Annotated in this window: 15 protein-coding genes; 4 read left to right on the forward strand and 11 right to left on the reverse strand. The window is 61.2% G+C overall.

Going from position 1 to position 16,579, the window contains the following annotated elements; translation table 11 throughout:
- Nucleotide 1: 1 nt before the first annotated feature.
- Nucleotides 2-940 (forward strand): MlaD family protein, encoded by a 939-nt coding sequence (locus Q1W70_RS09605; RefSeq protein ID WP_166588969.1) that lies wholly within the window; start codon nt 2-4, stop codon nt 938-940.
- Nucleotides 937-1,587, forward strand: a complete 651-nt coding sequence (locus Q1W70_RS09610) for an ABC-type transport auxiliary lipoprotein family protein (protein WP_166588968.1) — start codon at nt 937-939, stop codon at nt 1,585-1,587. Before Q1W70_RS09605 ends, Q1W70_RS09610 begins: the two co-directional genes overlap by 4 nt.
- Before the next feature lie 131 nt (nt 1,588-1,718).
- On the opposite strand, the gene Q1W70_RS09615 is transcribed toward Q1W70_RS09610, so the two are convergent.
- The 4 genes from Q1W70_RS09615 to Q1W70_RS09630 all read right to left on the reverse strand — a co-directional run bounded on the left by Q1W70_RS09615 (nt 1,719) and on the right by Q1W70_RS09630 (nt 5,728).
- A complete protein-coding gene (locus Q1W70_RS09615; RefSeq protein ID WP_166588967.1) occupies nt 1,719-2,948 on the reverse strand; it encodes a nucleoside recognition domain-containing protein in 1,230 nt (409 codons plus the stop codon).
- A gap of 138 nt (nt 2,949-3,086) precedes the next feature.
- Nucleotides 3,087-4,418: a glutamate/aspartate:proton symporter GltP gene (gene gltP, locus Q1W70_RS09620; protein ID WP_166588966.1), complete on the reverse strand. Its 1,332-nt coding sequence runs from the start codon at nt 4,416-4,418 to the stop codon at nt 3,087-3,089.
- Nucleotides 4,419-5,203: 785 nt separating this feature from the next.
- Nucleotides 5,204-5,368 (reverse strand): DUF1328 domain-containing protein, encoded by a 165-nt coding sequence (locus tag Q1W70_RS09625; protein ID WP_002555679.1) that lies wholly within the window; start codon nt 5,366-5,368, stop codon nt 5,204-5,206.
- Nucleotides 5,369-5,440: 72 nt separating this feature from the next.
- Complete coding sequence (locus tag Q1W70_RS09630) at nt 5,441-5,728, reverse strand: hypothetical protein (protein WP_166588965.1); 288 nt, start codon at nt 5,726-5,728, stop codon at nt 5,441-5,443.
- A gap of 445 nt (nt 5,729-6,173) precedes the next feature.
- Between Q1W70_RS09630 and algB the strand changes: the two genes are divergently transcribed.
- Entirely contained in the window at nt 6,174-7,520 is a 1,347-nt protein-coding gene (gene algB, locus Q1W70_RS09635) for a sigma-54-dependent response regulator transcription factor AlgB (protein ID WP_166588964.1), read from the forward strand.
- Between the two features lie 10 nt (nt 7,521-7,530).
- Complete coding sequence (locus Q1W70_RS09640; protein ID WP_166588963.1) at nt 7,531-9,321, forward strand: ATP-binding protein; 1,791 nt, start codon at nt 7,531-7,533, stop codon at nt 9,319-9,321.
- A gap of 7 nt (nt 9,322-9,328) precedes the next feature.
- On the opposite strand, the gene Q1W70_RS09645 is transcribed toward Q1W70_RS09640, so the two are convergent.
- The 7 genes from Q1W70_RS09645 to Q1W70_RS09675 all read right to left on the reverse strand — a co-directional run bounded on the left by Q1W70_RS09645 (nt 9,329) and on the right by Q1W70_RS09675 (nt 16,486).
- Nucleotides 9,329-10,945: an EAL domain-containing protein gene (locus Q1W70_RS09645; RefSeq protein ID WP_166588962.1), complete on the reverse strand. Its 1,617-nt coding sequence runs from the start codon at nt 10,943-10,945 to the stop codon at nt 9,329-9,331.
- Between the two features lie 73 nt (nt 10,946-11,018).
- Nucleotides 11,019-11,798: an N-acetylmuramoyl-L-alanine amidase gene (locus Q1W70_RS09650; RefSeq protein WP_166588961.1), complete on the reverse strand. Its 780-nt coding sequence runs from the start codon at nt 11,796-11,798 to the stop codon at nt 11,019-11,021.
- A gap of 103 nt (nt 11,799-11,901) precedes the next feature.
- Nucleotides 11,902-13,830: a GGDEF domain-containing protein gene (locus Q1W70_RS09655; RefSeq protein WP_166588960.1), complete on the reverse strand. Its 1,929-nt coding sequence runs from the start codon at nt 13,828-13,830 to the stop codon at nt 11,902-11,904.
- A complete protein-coding gene (locus tag Q1W70_RS09660) occupies nt 13,827-14,705 on the reverse strand; it encodes an endonuclease/exonuclease/phosphatase family protein (RefSeq protein WP_166588959.1) in 879 nt (292 codons plus the stop codon). The genes Q1W70_RS09655 and Q1W70_RS09660 overlap by 4 nt, the downstream gene beginning before the upstream one ends.
- Nucleotides 14,706-14,717: 12 nt before the next feature.
- Nucleotides 14,718-15,347, reverse strand: coding sequence for a thiol:disulfide interchange protein DsbA/DsbL (locus tag Q1W70_RS09665; protein ID WP_166588958.1), 630 nt, complete (start codon nt 15,345-15,347; stop codon nt 14,718-14,720).
- Nucleotides 15,348-15,546: 199 nt separating this feature from the next.
- Nucleotides 15,547-16,149: a c-type cytochrome gene (locus Q1W70_RS09670; protein WP_166588957.1), complete on the reverse strand. Its 603-nt coding sequence runs from the start codon at nt 16,147-16,149 to the stop codon at nt 15,547-15,549.
- A 46-nt stretch (nt 16,150-16,195) separates the two neighbouring features.
- Complete coding sequence (locus Q1W70_RS09675) at nt 16,196-16,486, reverse strand: c-type cytochrome (protein ID WP_166588956.1); 291 nt, start codon at nt 16,484-16,486, stop codon at nt 16,196-16,198.
- Nucleotides 16,487-16,579: the final 93 nt, after the last annotated feature.

Raw genomic sequence — 16,579 nt, forward strand, 5'->3', positions numbered from 1 at the left:
CATGGAAACCCGAGCCCATCATGTATTGATCGGCCTGTTCACTGTCCTGGTAGTGGCCGGTGCCTTGCTGTTCGGTCTGTGGCTGGCCAAATCCAGCGTCGACAGCGAGTTCAAGGACTATGAAGTGGTCTTCAACGAGGCCGTCAGCGGCCTGTCCAAAGGCAGCGCGGTGCAGTACAGCGGGATCAAGGTCGGCGATGTGGTGAGCCTGCGCCTGGACCCCAAGGACCCGCGCCGGGTCCTGGCACGCATCCGCCTGGGCGGCGAGACCCCGATCAAGGAAGACACCCAGGCCAAGCTGGCCCTGACCGGCATCACCGGCACCTCGATCATCCAGCTTAGTGGCGGTACCCCGAAAAGTCCTGAACTGCGGGGCAAGGACGGCAAGTTGCCGATCATTGTCGCCTCGCCATCGCCCATCGCGCGCCTGCTGAACAACAGCGACGACGTGATGAGCAGCATCAACCGCCTGCTGTACAACGCCAACGAGATGCTCTCGCCGGAAAACGTCGAGCGCCTGGGCAAGACCCTGGCCAACCTGGAGCAGACCACCGGGGCCATTGCCGAGCAGCGCGGGGATATCCGCCAGGCCATGCAGCAACTCTCGGCCATTGGCAAACAGGCCACCGCCACCCTGGAACAGACCACCGCGCTGATGCGCAATGCCAACGGCCTGCTCAACGACCAGGGCAAGCAGATGTTCGGCAGCGCCGAGCAGGCGATGAAGTCCCTGGAGCAGAGCACGGCAACCATCAACACACTGCTGACCAGCAATCAGGACGCCCTGAGCAACGGCATGCAGGGGCTCAACGGCCTGGCGCCGGCCGTGCGCGAATTGCGCGACACCCTGAGCTCGCTGCGGGCCATCTCTCGTCGCCTGGAGTCCAACCCCAGCGGTTACCTGCTCGGCAGCGACACGGACAAGGAGTTCACACCATGAAGCGCGTCTACCGCCCATTCGCCCACGGGGCCCTGCTGGCGAGCCTGGCCCTGGCCAGCGCCTGCTCCATTCTGCCCAAGGCCGAGCCGCAGGACGTGTATCGCCTGCCCGCCACCCAGGGCCCGGCCGCCACGACACGCGCCACCCCGGTAGCGTGGTCGCTGCGCCTGGCCAAACCGCAGGCGGGCGATGCGCTCAACAGCGCGAAAATCGCGGTGATCCCCCAAGGTGACCTGATCAGCAGCTACAAGGCCTCGCGCTGGAGCGACCCCACCCCGATCCTGCTGCGCAACCGCCTGCTCGATGGCTTTACCGAGGATGGCCGGGTACGCCTGCTGAGCATCGACGACAGCAATCTGCAGACTGACCTGGAGCTGGGCGGCAACCTGCAGGCGTTCCAGAGTGAGTACCTGGGCAGTGGCGTGCAGGTGGTGATCCGCCTGGATGCCCTGCTGGTGCGCGGCAGCGACCAACGGATCCTCGCCAGCAAACGCTTTGAAGTGCGCCAGCCGGTGAGTGACGTCAAGGTGCCAGGCGTGGTGACGGGGTTTGGCCAGGCCGGCGATACGCTGACCCGGCAAGTGGTTGCCTGGACGGTGGAGCAGGGGCAAAAGCATGCCCCCAAACCCGACGCATCATCCTTGTAGCAGCTGTCGAGTCCGCGAGGCTGCGTCAACGGCCGCAGGACGTTCATTCGGCTGGGTAATGCAGAGGTCGCTGCGCAGCCCAGCGCAGCCTTCGCCAACGGCTACAGGACACTATGCAGCGGCGTTTGGGTTCAGCCAAAGAACCAGTAGCAGACCCCGATTGCCGCCAGCACCCCGGCCAGCTCCGCCAACAGTGCGCACCCCACGGCGTGTCGCGCACGCTGGATACCCACTGCACCGAAGTACACCGCCAACACATAGAAGGTGGTTTCGGTACTGCCCTGAACGGTCGCGGCCACCAGCGCTGGAAAACTGTCCACACCCGACGTCTGCATGGTTTCGATCAGCATCGCCCGCGCGGCACTGCCCGAGAACGGCTTGACCATCGCAGTCGGCAGGGCGTCGACGAAGCGCGTGTCCCAGCCCGCCCACTCCACCAGATGGCGAATGCCGTCGAGGCCGAAGTCCAGCGCCCCGGAAGCCCGCAATACGCCTACCGCACACAGCATCGCCACCAAGTAGGGCAACAGGTTCTTGGCCACGTCGAAGCCTTCCTTGGCGCCTTCGACGAATGCTTCATACACCTTGACCTTGCGCAGCGCGCCAATCACCAGAAACAGCATGATCAGGCCGAACAGCGTCAGGTTGCCGAGGATCGAGGACAAGCCTGCCAGCGCGGTGGCTGAGAGCGTCGCCAGCAGGGCCATGAAGCCACCCAGGACCAACGCACCGGGAATCAGGTAGGCAAGCACCACCGGGTCCCACAGGCGCAGGCGCTGCATGAATGCCACCGACAGCAGCCCGACCAGCGTCGAACAACTGGTGGCCAGCAGGATCGGCAAGAACACCAGGGTCGGATCCGGCGCGCCTTGCTGGGCGCGATACATGAAGATCGTCACCGGCAGCAACGTCAACGACGAGGCATTCAGGACCAGGAACAGGATCTGCGCATTGCTCGCCACCGTTGCACTGGGGTTGAGCTCTTGCAGCGCCTTCATCGCCTTGAGGCCGATCGGTGTCGCCGCGTTGTCCAGGCCCAGGCCGTTGGCAGCGAAGTTGAGGGTGATCAGACCGATGGCCGGATGGCCCGCTGGCACTTCCGGCATCAGGCGCAGGAATAAAGGGCCCAGGGCCTTGGCCAGCCACTCGACGATCCCGGCCTTTTCAGCGATCCGCAAAAAGCCCAGCCACAGGGTCAGGGTGCCGAACAGCAGCACCATCACCTCGACCGACAGCTTGGCCATGGCGAAAATGCTTTCCACCATCGCCGCGAAGATCCCGGCATTGCCGCCAATCAGCCACTGCGCCAGTGCCGAAATGGCCGCCACGATGAAAAAGCCAAGCCACAGGCCGTTGAGCATCAGTCAAATCCCCCAGAAGATGCGGCGAATGATAGCGGCGTGGGCAGAAACGACAAACCCCGGATTTCTCCGGGGTTTGTCTTTGCCTGCTATCGAGCACGGTGGGAGCGGGCGGGCCCACTCCCACAGTGCCGGGTGTCAGTTCTTGGACGCCTGACCCGCCGGCAGCTTGTCCTTGCTGCGCCAGTGCGGCAGGGAGTTCCAGTAGCGCTGGCCCTTGGCATCGTCGTACATGCCTTCCCAACGCGCGATGACCAGTACGGCCAGGGCGTTGCCGATCACGTTCAGTGCGGTACGGGCCATGTCCATGATGCGGTCGACACCGGCAATGAACGCCAGGCCTTCCAGCGGAATACCCACGCTGCCCAAGGTGGCCAGCAGCACCACGAAGGACACGCCCGGCACGCCGGCGATACCTTTGGAGGTGACCATCAGGGTCAGGACCAGCAGCAGCTGCTGGCTGATCGACAGGTCGATACCGTACAGCTGGGCAATGAATATCGCCGCGATGCTCTGGTACAGGGTCGAACCGTCGAGGTTGAACGAGTAGCCGGTCGGTACCACAAAGCTGCAAATGGCTTTCGGCGCGCCGTAGGCTTCCATCTTCTCGATCACGCGCGGCAGCACGGTTTCCGAGCTCGCGGTGGAGTAGGCCAGCACCAGCTCATCCTTGAAGATGCGCATCAGCTTGATCACCGAGAAACCGAACAGACGAGCGATGATGCCCAGCACCACGAAGGCGAAGAAGGCGATGGCGAAGTAAACCAGGATCACCAGTTTGGCCAGCGGCAGCAGGGAAGCGAAGCCGAAGTTGGCCACGGTCACCGCGATCAGGGCAAACACACCGATCGGCGCGTAGTTCATGATCATGTGAGTGACCTTGAACATGCTTTCCGATACGCCCTGGAACATCTTCACCAGCGGTTCGCGCAGGTCAGACTGCAGGCTCGACAAGCCGAGACCGAACAGCACCGAGAAGAAGATGATCGGCAGCATCTCGCCACGCGCCATGGCAGCAAAGATGTTCGATGGAATCAGGTTGAGGATGGTCTCGATGAACGCATGTTCATGCTGAACCTCGGCCGCCGTCGCCTGGTACTTGGAAATATCCACAGTGCCCAGGGTGCTCATGTCGATGCCGGAGCCCGGGTGGAACAGGTTGGCCAGCACCAGACCCACCAGAATGGCGATGGTGGTGACAATTTCGAAGTAGATGATGGTCTTCAGACCAATGCGCCCGAGTTTCTTCGCGTCACCCACGCCAGCAATGCCGACGATCAGCGAGGAGATCACGATCGGGATCACGATCATCTTGATCAGACGGATAAAGATATCGCCCGCTGGTTGCAGGACGTTGCTGATCCACCAGGCTTTTTCAGCACTGAAGTGGTTGAGCAGTGCGCCGATTGCTATACCCAGGACCAGACCGATGAGGATCTGCCAGGCGAGGCTAAGCTTTGCCTTCTTCATATCATTACCCTTACTTGCGTTTGACTCGGACAGATGCACGAACTGGAACACCCAATGGCGTAAAAGCGTGTGCACCTGCCCCCGTATAAGGTTACCCGGAGCGCGTATTTCGGCTCTCTGGCAGGCGAAAAAAGGCGCAACTATTCCGATGCAACGGGACCACGTCTAATGCCGTAAACGCCTACCCTATGCCGAATCGGCATGAGTTTTTTTAAGTAAAACGACCGTCCCAACCGGTTCGAATGCGACATTTCGGCAGGCATAAGTGCCGTGAACCGGCCATCGCAGAGCAGACTGGTTATTAATTGACCAGTCAATTACGTACAAAAATTAGCGATTTTCCCTACTCGATGCGTCGAAAAATGATCAGAAAATAATCGCAAATTTCTCGATATACGGTCGCCAGGAAACACCGGGAAATGGTTTGTCAGAAAGGATTGTTGTCTGTGACCCAAGCAGAATAGCTCAAGTGCTCTAACTCAATGTTTTACCCACATAAACGCGCCGCCCGTTCCCCCAGTCAAGATCGACTGGGGGAACGGGCGACGCTGCTTTGCCTGACCCGGCCCTTTCGCAGGCACTCCCTGTACCCGTAGGTCACTCCGATCCTGCAACAATCAGAACGTCCCGGCCCCTTGGTCATACGCACACCTTCCTCGGGTGGGCGTAAAGGAAAGAGACGTCATCCGGCTCTTTCGGTTTTCAATTCAGGTGCTCATTCAACGAGCCCTGGCCTTGCCACCCGCAGTGGGGCGGCGCCAGTGCCTTCACGCAACCGCTCAGTGTCAGCCTCGACCACGACGGCCGAAGAAGAAGGAAACGACAAACATCACCAGGAACACGACAAAGAGAATCTTGGCGATACCCGTGGCGGTGCCCGCGATACCACCGAAGCCCAGTACGGCAGCGACAATGGCAATGATCAAGAATGTGATTGCCCAGCTCAACATGATGACTCTCCTTACGCTTCGATTAGAGGTGCAGCTGTTCCCGATGCATGGAGCCGGCACCAGGTCTATTGCCTAGAACACCCAACGCTCCTGACGGGGCATGTCGACCTCAGGCTGAGCCTGGTCAACGTCCATCATGCGCATGGGGGCCGCATCAGCCGTCTGGCTGCTGACGGCGCTGAAATGGGTCTGGGTGAAATGTTGAGTCGGCGTCAGCGCAGCATCGGGCTGCTGGCTGTGCTGCCAGAGCATGAATTGCTGGCCGCCGATCAAGGTGATCACCAGCGCAAGGACGGTGAACAGCCCTTGCTGGACATACAGTGGCGAAAGACGCAATTGGGCGGCACGTTGGCGATTCATCCTGAAACTCCTCCCACACTGGTGGTTATTGTTGGTTTAGGGCGAATCTGCTTGAACGCCCGGGGCTATTCAGTACATTGCAGACTGCATGCCATCTTTTCCTACGGCAATAAACTCAATTAAATCAAAGACTTATATACAACTGAAAAACCAGACTGAACGCATCCTGCACGATGCACCACGCCTGGGTCGTGCGTTCTGCACGATTGATTTGCAGCCGAGGGAAAATTTTTGGAATGTATCGGGGGCCGCGGATGTCAGAAAAGGAGACATGCACACGGCCGGAGCTCGTCTTTTCGCTAAAAATCTAGCTATTTCATATAGTTAGCGAATGAGAGAGGGAATAACTACCCGGCTTCAAGCAGAAGCGGCCAGAATCAACCATGCAACTTGCCCGATTTCGTCGGGACTAACTAAGATCATTCATTTAAGGAGCGCAGGAAAGATGGAATCCGCCAACGAGCATCAAGGCCGCATTCTGCTGGTGGACGATGAATCCGCCATCCTGCGCACCTTCCGCTATTGCCTTGAAGACGAAGGCTACAGCGTCGCCACCGCCAACAGCGCCGCCCAGGCCGATGCCCTGCTGCAACGCCAGGTCTTCGACCTGTGTTTCCTGGACTTGCGCCTGGGTGAAGACAACGGTCTCGATGTACTGGCGCAGATGCGCATCCAGGCACCCTGGATGCGCGTGGTCATCGTCACCGCGCACTCGGCCGTGGACACCGCCGTCGACGCCATTCAAGCCGGCGCCGCCGACTACCTGGTAAAACCTTGCAGCCCGGACCAATTGCGCCTGGCCACCGCCAAACAGCTTGAAGTGCGGCAACTCTCGGCCCGTCTTGAAGCCCTTGAAGGTGAAATGCGTAAACCCAGCGATGGCCTGGACTCCCACAGCCCGGCCATGAAAGTGGTGCTCGAAACCGCCCGCCAGGTCGCCAGCACCGACGCCAACATCCTGATACTCGGCGAGTCCGGCACCGGTAAAGGCGAGCTGGCGCGAGCCATTCACGGCTGGAGCAAGCGCGCGAAAAAATCCTGTGTGACCATCAACTGCCCGTCGCTGACCGCCGAGCTGATGGAAAGCGAGCTGTTCGGCCACAGCCGGGGAGCGTTTACCGGCGCCAGCGAAAGCACCCTCGGCCGGGTCAACCAGGCGGACGGCGGCACGCTGTTCCTCGACGAGATCGGCGACTTTCCCCTGACTTTGCAGCCTAAACTGCTGCGATTCATCCAAGACAAGGAATATGAGCGAGTTGGCGATCCGGTTACCCGGCGCGCTGATGTACGAATCCTCGCGGCCACCAACCTCAACCTGGAAGACATGGTCCGCGACGGGCGCTTCCGCGAAGACCTTCTCTACCGCCTGAACGTCATCACCCTGCACCTGCCGCCGCTGCGTGAGCGCGCCGAGGACATCCTGACCCTGGCCGATCGCTTCCTGGCCCGCTTCGTCAAGGAGTACGCGCGCCCGGCCCGCGGTTTCAGCAACGAGGCGCGCGAAGCGCTGCTGAGCTACCGCTGGCCCGGCAACATCCGCGAGCTGCGTAACGTTGTGGAGCGAGCGAGCATCATCTGCCCGCAGGAGCGGGTCGAGATCAGTCATTTGGGCATGGCCGAACAGCCCACCAACAACGCCCCGCGCATCGGCGCGGCCTTGAGCCTGGATGAGCTGGAAAAAGCCCACATTGGCGCAGTACTGGCCAGCGCCGGGACCCTCGACCAAGCCGCCAAGACCCTGGGAATCGACGCCTCGACCCTGTACCGCAAACGCAAACAGTACAACCTGTGAGCGCCACCTTATGAAACTGGCGATGAAGTTGCGCACCCGTCTGTTTCTGAGTATCTCGGCCTTGATGACTGTGGCCCTGCTCGGGCTGGTGCTCGGGCTGGTCAGCGTGATGCAGATGGCGAGTAATCAGGAGGTGCTGATCCGCGACAACTTCATCACCCTGGACCTGGGCCTCAAGCTGCGCCAGACCTTGGGCGATCAACTGATGATCATGCTCAACCAGGCCCCCGACCTGGCGGCGCTGGAAAATTCCGAGCGGCACTACTTCGAGTTGCTCGATCAAGGCATCACCCATGAAAACCGCCTGGACAACGGCCACCATGGTTTCCAGCAAGCCCGGGATGACTATCTGTCCTTCCTCAAGGCATTCAGCAACTCCCAGGAGCCTTCCGGCAGCCTCAGTGGCAACCAGGAGCTGACCGACAAATTCAACGTTCTGCGCAATGGCCTGATCAACGAACACAAACAAGCGCTGGAGAACATCAACAGTACCCAACGCAAAGCCCGCGAACGTGCGTTGCTGGTGGCCGGCTCCCTGGGCCTTGTCGGGTTGGCGGTGCTGATCATCGGCTTTGTCACCGCCCATGGCATCGCCCGCCGCTTCGGCGAACCGATCGAAGCGCTGGCCAAGGCCGCCGACAACATCGGCCAGGGCAACTTCGACGTCACCCTGCCACTGTCCCCTGCGGTGGAAATGAACCAGTTGACCCGCCGCTTCGGCATCATGGCCGAAGCCCTGCGCGAACATCAGGCCACCAACGTCGATGAATTACTGGCCGGCCAGCAGCGCCTTCAGGCGGTACTCGACAGCATCGATGACGGCTTGTTGATGATCGATCGCCAGGGCCAGCTGGAACACATGAACCCGGTGGCACAACGCCAACTGGGCTGGGATGACGACCGCCTTGGCCTGGCTTTGGGTGTCGCGCTGCAACGCCCGGAACTCGACGAACAACTGCAATTGGTATTGCGCGGCGGCTCACTGGAACGCGCGCCGGATGACCTGAGCATCGAGGTCGACGGCGAATCGCGCCTGCTGACCTACAGCCTGACCCCCGTCAGTCATACCGAAGGCCATATCCTCGGAGCGGTGATGGTGCTGCGCGACGTTACCGAGCAGCGGGCCTTCGAGCGGGTGCGCAGCGAATTCGTGCTGCGCGCCTCCCATGAACTGCGCACACCGGTCACCGGTATGCACATGGCGTTCGGCTTGTTTCGCGAGCGCGCGCACTTTGCCCAGGACTCCCGGGAAACCGACCTCCTCGACACCGTCAATGAAGAAATGCAGCGCCTGATGCAGTTGATCAACGACCTGCTGAATTTCTCGCGGTATCAGAACGGCCTGCAAAAGCTCACCCTGGCCCCCTGCAACATTGATGACTTGTTGGAGCAGGCCCAAGGCCGCTTCCTTGAGCGAGCCCATGAGCAAGGCATCGAATTGCTGGTGGAAATCCAGGCGCCGCTGCCGCGCTTGCAGGCCGATCAGCCGCAACTGGAGCGGGTACTGGACAACCTCATCGACAACGCCCTGCGCCACACCAGCGAAAAAGGCCAGATCCGCCTCCAGGCCCGGCGCCACGGCGAACGGGTGATTGTCAGCGTCGAAGACAATGGCGAAGGCATCGCCTATGGCCAGCAAGGCCGGATCTTCGAACCCTTTGTACAGGTCGGGCGCAAGAAGGGCGGCGCGGGGCTGGGCCTGGCCCTGTGCAAGGAAATCGTCCAACTGCACGGCGGGCGCATGGGCGTCTACTCAAGACCGGGGCAGGGGACGCAGTTCTATCTGGCGTTGCCGCTTTGACGTGCGCTCACGCCTTGTCATCAATCCGCCGTGGTGCCATGTGGCGTCCGCGTGTCACCAGTTCGATCAACTGCATGGCGGTCAGGGCGTGGGCGAACAGCCAGCCCTGGCCGTAGTTGACCCCTTCGCTGCTCAGGTACATGGCCTGGGCTTCGTGTTCGATGCCTTCGGCGATCACCTTGAGCTCCAGGGCATGGGCCATGCGGATGATATGGGGCGCGACGCCGCTGCTGGCCGCGTCATGGCCCAGGGCATCGATAAAGGCCTTGTCGATTTTCAGGCAATCCACGGGCAGGGTTTGCAGATACGCCAGGCTGCAGTAACCGGTGCCAAAGTCGTCGATCAGCACCTGATGCCCGGCGTCACGCAGGGCTTGCAGGTTTTCCCGGGCGACCACCACATCGATCAAGCCGCGTTCGGTGACCTCAAACGCGATCTGCCGGGCCGCCACCCGGTGCAAGGCCAGCAAGCGCGACATGACTTCGCCGATCCTCGGCACCATCACATCACACGCCGCCAGGTTGACTGAGATGTACAGCTGCGGATAAGCGCGCAGCAGTTGGCCCAGTTGTTCCAGCAGCCGCTGCAGAACGAAGTCAGTAATTTGCCGGATCTGCCCGCTGTCTTCGGCCATGGGAATGAACAGATCAGGACTGGTCAGGGTGCCGTCCGGCCGGCGCCAGCGCAATAAAGCCTCGGCGCCTACGCAGTTACGGCTTCGCAGATCGAAGATCGGTTGATAGAGCACTTGTAACTCGCCGCGCTTGAGGGCGCCCTGCAGTTCGCCACCCATGGACTGGCGCTGGCGGGCCAACAGAAACACCAACGCACCGATGCTCAAACCCAGTACCAGGCTCGCCGGTACCAGCCACCACCACAAGGCCGGCAGGTGCATGGCGGTGCGCGGAGAAATCAGCACCAGTTGGTATTCCGGATTGTTGGTCGGCATGCGGTAGATCAGGCGGTTCTGGGTAATTTGCAGTGGCTCGTTGCTGAATGGCGACCAGGGTTCCGACGGTGGCCAGGCTTGCGGAGCCCCCAGGACCGGAATGGCCCGCGTGCCATGGTCGAGCACCACCAGCAGGCTGCTGCCAGGCGACAGGTCGACCATGTCAGTCAAATGCCCGCGCGAGGTCGCCACCCGAAAATTGCCACGCCCCAGCATCAACGCCGCACGGTTTTCATCGGGTTCGGTGGAGGTATTGAGCCAATAGCTGTAGGTCGGCCCCTTGATGTCGGGGGGGCGGATGGCCGAGAGGGCTTCCTGATGCGGGCGGTTGGAGCAGAATTGGGTCTGGTCGATGTACGCCGCTTCATAGACGAAGCGGTAACTGAAACTGACCTGCTGCAAGGTGGTGAACATTTTCATGTCGCAGCCGCGCAGTGGCTGGGCCTCGAGGTCGTCCAGGCCTTCGCGCAACTGGCCGAACAACTGCTCGAGACGTTCGAGGAAACGCTCCCCCTGGCTGTTCATCTGATCGCTTTCGCGCTGCTGTACTTGACGCAAAGTCACGCCCAGGCTGCCGGCCAGTAGTAAAGCAACACTCAACGCAGCCGCCAGTATCGCCAAAGACCAAGGGCGATAGAACCAACTGCGCAGGGTCTCTCGTGCGGCGGCCATCATTGAACATCCAAAGGATTACCAATGAGTTATAGCTACTGATTGAGCTTTCGCGCTGACCGTCGGGCGGGCGTCATTATTTTGTCTGATTCAACACCTGCAGGATCGCCGCACTCTGCGCGTCTGGCGTACCGTCGAACAGCGTCGGGCGAAAGCGCATCTGGAAGGCCGCCAGGACGTGACGGGTGGCGACATCCAGCTCGCCGGTCTGCGGCGTGGTGTAGCCCAGGTGGGACAACTGTTCCTGGAACCAACTGATACTCGGCAACTGGGCGGCAAACCGCGCTTGCTCGCGCGCCACCGCCTGCTCATTGGGCCACAGCGCCACCCCGGCCTCGGCCAAACGCTTCCAGGGGAACAGCGGCCCCGGATCGAGCTTGCGCAGCGGCGCGATGTCACTATGGCCGATCACCTGCCGTGGGCTGATGCCATTGCGCTTGTTGATGTCCTTGAGCAGGAAGATCAGCGATTGCACCTGGGCTTCGCTGTAGGGATACCAGACACGCCCGGTCGGTGTATCGGTAAACCCCGGGTTGACGATCTCGATGCCGATCGAGCTGGAATTCAGCCAGGTGCGCCCTTGCCATTCGCTTTCCCCGGCATGCCAGGCGCGTCGGTTCTCATCCACCAGCTTGTAGATGGTCGCGTTCTTGTCATCCCCTACCAGGTAGTGGCTGCTGACCTCGCCACGGGTCAACAACGCCAATGAACGCTCCAGCGAAGCGGAGGTGTAGTGCACCACCACGAACTGGATCCGGTTGTCTTGATTGACCGAGGGATGGCTGGTATCGATTCGCGGACCGCTGGCGCAACCGGCCAGGACAAGGAGGGATACAAGCAGGGTGATGAATTTCATGACGATGGCAGTACTCTGCGGACGATAATGCAACAAGCGTAACGTACCGCCTGACTCCAGACCGGCAAAAGCCCGTCATTTAAACAAAATGGAACAAATGCCCTCAGCCCGCCTCGACACGGTTGCGGCCGGCATTTTTTGCTCGGTACAGCGCCTGATCGGCTCTTTTGAGCACCAGATCGCTGTGTTCTCCCGACTTGAACGCCGACACGCCAATGGACGCCGTGAGGGTCACCGGCTCCCCCTTGAAATGAAACGGGCAGGCTTCAATAGCGGCGCGCAAACTCTCCAGCAACTTGATCCCCACCACCAACGCGGTAGCGGGCATCAGCAAGACAAACTCTTCGCCGCCAAACCGGGCAATGAAATCCGTGCCGCGCAGGCGTTTGCGCAACACCGTGGCGATGATTTTCAGCACTTTGTCGCCGGCCAGGTGGCCGTAGTTATCGTTGATGTGCTTGAAATGATCGAGATCGAGCATCGCCAGCAACAGGGTATTGCCGTGTTGCTGCCATTGGCCGACTTCATGCTCCAGGCGCTCGCTCCAGGCTGCGCGATTGGGCAAGCCGGTCAACGGGTCGACCAGGGCTTTCTGGCGCTGTTCTTCGAGGTGTTCACGATAACCCTGGGCTTCCTGCTCCATGCTGGCCACCCGCGCGGCCAGGCCCTGCAGGCGCGCCGCGACTTCCTGCTCGCGCTCGTCACGTTGCTTCTGGTGCTGATCCATGGTGCTCAGCAAGCCTTCAAGGTGGTTCTCCAGCACGTGCTTGAGCCCCTCCAGGTCCGCGGCCTCCTGCATGCTGCTCTGCAAGCCGTCGACCTGCTCACGGATCTGCGTATCCAGCTCCCGCGCCGCCGAACGGTTGTCGGCGTGACCTGCGCTGGCCGCCTGCAGGTTGCTCTGGAACGACTCCAGGCGCTCGTTGAGCTGTTTGAGGTAGACCTCGAACTCATGCTGGCCACTGTCGGTGATCGCCAGCATCAACACCGCCAGGTCATCGAGGATCGGCAGCAGTTCGTACCAGTTCAGCCCGTTTTTCAGGCGCTCGCGCATGGCTTCGGCTTGCGGTCGATGGCGTTCGGGCAACGACAGGTCGTCCAGCAGCCCCAACAGCGTGCTTTCTATGTGCTTGGCCACCGAGCTATAGGAGGGTTCGGGCGAATCCGGCAGCGCATAGAACAGCTCCGGTTCGCCCGGCTGGGGTTCCGGCTCGGCGACGATGTCGGTCTGCAGAGGGACCATGGACAGCTCGTCCGCTGGCGACAGGGCTGCGTCGTCGTCCAGTGGCGTGTCAGCCGCAGCGCAGTCGGCAACCGGTTCCGGCAGCGAGGCGAGGGCAGGCTCCTGCAGCAACTGGACGTCGGTCTCGACCTCAAGCTGGACCTGAGGCGCCACTGTCGCTGGGGCAACTACCGCCGGAGCGGCTGATGACGAGGCCTCAATCAACCGCTCAGGGGCGGCTGGCGCAGCATGCGTCGCAACGGCGGGCAGGCCGTCTGGCTCCTGATCACGCGCACCGAACAGGCGTTGCAACAACCCCGGACGATTGAGCTCCGCGGGGTTATCGAGAAGGCTCAGCGCCTGGCCCTGCAAGCCGCTGTACTCACCCAACAGCAGCGGTATTTCGCGGGCTTGGCCAACGCGCCCATCCAGTTGCTTGGCAAAGGTCTTGAGCGGACGACTGACCTCGCGGGGCAGGGGCAAGCGCTGCAGTTGCCGGACCAACTCGGACAACGCCGTGCCGATTTGATCGACGCGGGTCTCGCGCCGCTGCTCGGAGTCGAGCACGGCTTTTTCCAGGCGCGGCAACAGGGCGGCCAGGCCTGCATCCATGTCGTCGGTGCGGATGACTTCGCGCATTTCCTTCATGCACTGGTCGACCGCGCGGTCCGTGCCTTCGGCCGCCAGCGTGCTGCGCACCAGCCCGCGACGCAGCAAGTCGAGACGGGCATCCCATCGACGTTCGAGTTTTTCCTGTTGTTCGATGCTTTTGAGGTACTTCTCTTTCCAGCGGTTGGCTTCGTCGCTCATTCAGGGGTTCCGCGAGGGGCAGGACTCAACGCGGGCAATGCATCAGCCGTGAGCGAACCCGGCAGACGAATCTCTACCGCGACCGGCAGGTGATCGGAAATCGGTTGCGCCAGCACTTCGACCCGTTCGAGGGTCAGCGATGGGCTGAGCAGGATGTGGTCCAGGCAGCGTTGCGGGCGCCAACTGGGGAAGGTCGCTTCGACCTGGGGCGCGAGCAGGCCCAGATCACGCAATGGCGAGCTTTGCAGCAGGTCACTGGCGTGGGTGTTCATGTCGCCCATGAGGACTTGGTGCTTATAGTCGCCGATCAGGTCGCGAATGTACGCCAGTTGCAGGGTCCTGACCCGGGCGCCCAACGCCAGGTGCATCATAACCACCACCAGCGCCTCCGGCCCTTCGCCAAACCGCACGAGAATCGCGCCGCGCCCCTTGGGCCCAGGCAATGGGTGATCTTCGATCACCCACGGACGCAGACGGCTAAGCACGCCATTGCTGTGCTGGCCGAGCCGACCGAGGTTGCGGTTGAGCTGTTGGTACCAATAGGGGAAGGCACCGAGCTGGGCCAGGTGCTCGACCTGGTTGACGTAGCCTGAACGCAGGCTGCCGCCATCGGCCTCCTGCAGCGCGACCAGGTCATAGTCGCCCAGCAGGTTGCCGATCTTCTGCAGATTGTCGGCACGCCCGGTGTGTGGCAGCAGATGCTGCCAGCCCCGGGTCAGGTAATGCCGATAACGCTCGGTACTGATACCGACCTGGATGTTGAAGCTGAGCAGGCGCAGACGGCTGTCTGCGGGCAAGCCCGAGGGCTCCAGATGGTGCTCGTTGACCTGCGGATCATGCCGGCCAACGATGCGTTCAGTACTCCAGCGGCGCATGGCGTGCGCCGCTTACTTAGCGGCGCGCTCCTTGGCGATCAACTGATCAGCCACGCTCAGGGCGCCTTCCGGGCCACCGGCGGTGCCGAGGTCAAAGCGGTACTTGCCATTGACGACCATGGTCGGTACGCCGGAGATCTGGTAGGCCTGGGCCTTTTTCTTGGCGTCCTCGACCTTGCCTTTGACGGCGAACGAGTTGAAGGTGCTGAGGAACTTGTCCTTGTCGACGCCTTCGCCAGCCAAAAACTCGGCCATCTCTTCAGGGGTCGCGAGTTTCTTGCCGCTGTGGATCGCTTCGAACACGGCCTTGTGGACCTTATGCTCCACACCCATGGCTTCCAGGGTGATGAACAGTTGGCCATGGACGTTCCAGATACCACCGAACATGGCCGGAATACGCACGAAATTCACGTCGGCTGGCAGCTTATCGGCCCATGGGTTGATGGTCGGCTCGAATGCGTAGCAATGCGGGCAGCCGTACCAGAACAGTTCCACGACTTCGATCTTGCCAGGCACCGCCACCGGGACGGCGTTGCTCAGTTCGACATATTGTTTACCGGCTTCAAGCGGTTCGGCCGCCTGGGCGGTCATGCCGAACAGGCTGGCGGTGACGAGTGCGGCGCTGAGAATCAGATTACGCATGCTTTGCTCCTGGACACATTGGCTCGCCTCGCGCGACCTGCGGTCTGGCAGGTCATGGCGGGCATCAGTTTTCTAGTGTAACGGCAGCAGCCACAAAAAAGGGCGGCCTAGGCCACCCTTTTATGCTTGCATCGAAGGATTAATCGAGCGTTAACGTCGCGCGGGTACGATACCTCGCGCAGCGCCCGCTCAATCGGCCTTAGTGCAGGCCTTGAATGTAGCTGGACACCGCTTCGATGTCCTTGTTGCTCAGCTTCGCTGCAACGCTTTGCATGATCTTCGCGTCATCGTTGACACGGTTACCTTCACGGAAATCGGTCAACTGCTTAGCGGTGTATTGTGCGTGCTGGCCACCCAGGTGCGGGAAGCCCCCTGCCGCGTTGCCGCTGCCGTTAGGCGAGTGGCAACCGGTGCATGAAGGCATGCCCTGGTCCAGCTTGCCGCCGCGGAACAACTCTTCACCGCGAGCCACGACTTTCGGATCCGCTGCGCCGACACTGCCTTTCTGGCTGGCGAAGTAGGCAGAGAGATCCGCCAGGTCCTGATCACTCAGGTTGGTCAGCAGGCCGGTCATTTCCAGAACGGTGCGCTTGCCCGACTTGATGTCGTGCAGTTGCTTGTTCAGGTAACGCTCACCCTGACCCGCCAGTTTTGGAAAATTTGGCGCCATGCTGTTGCCATCCGGGCCATGGCAAGCGCCACATACTGCGGCTTTCGCCTGACCAGCAGTCGCATCACCTGCAGCATGGGCAATGCCGGAGATCCCCACGGTCAACAGCAGACTCACGATCAATTTGTTCATCAGCTAATCCAACTACGGCTAAGGGTTAAAGAGTTATGGACCGGGATCACTCGCTCATCCACTGGATGATGGCCTGGTAATCCTCGGCACTGCAGTCCATGCACAAACCACGCGGCGGCATCGCCTTGAAACCCTGGGTCACGTGTTGCACCAGCGTCTCCATACCTTGCGCCAGTCTCGGCGTCCACGCCTGCTGGTCACCCTTTCGGGGCGCCGTGGGCAGTTGGCCGGAATGACAGGCTCCACAAACACGGTTGTACACAGCTTCCGGATCCTGTGTAGCCTGCGCGCCATATAGCGGCATCAAGACACCGGCAGCTAGCAGCCATTTCGTCATAAAACGACCTTTTCAGGGTTGAGAGCGTGCTGCGTTCTAATGCGCAATCAAGGTCAATCGCTCTCGTGAACTTCATCCTACGCTGGGACAAAG

Origin of the sequence: Pseudomonas kielensis, assembly GCF_030505375.1 — a bacterium.
GTDB classification, from domain to species: domain Bacteria; phylum Pseudomonadota; class Gammaproteobacteria; order Pseudomonadales; family Pseudomonadaceae; genus Aquipseudomonas; species Aquipseudomonas kielensis.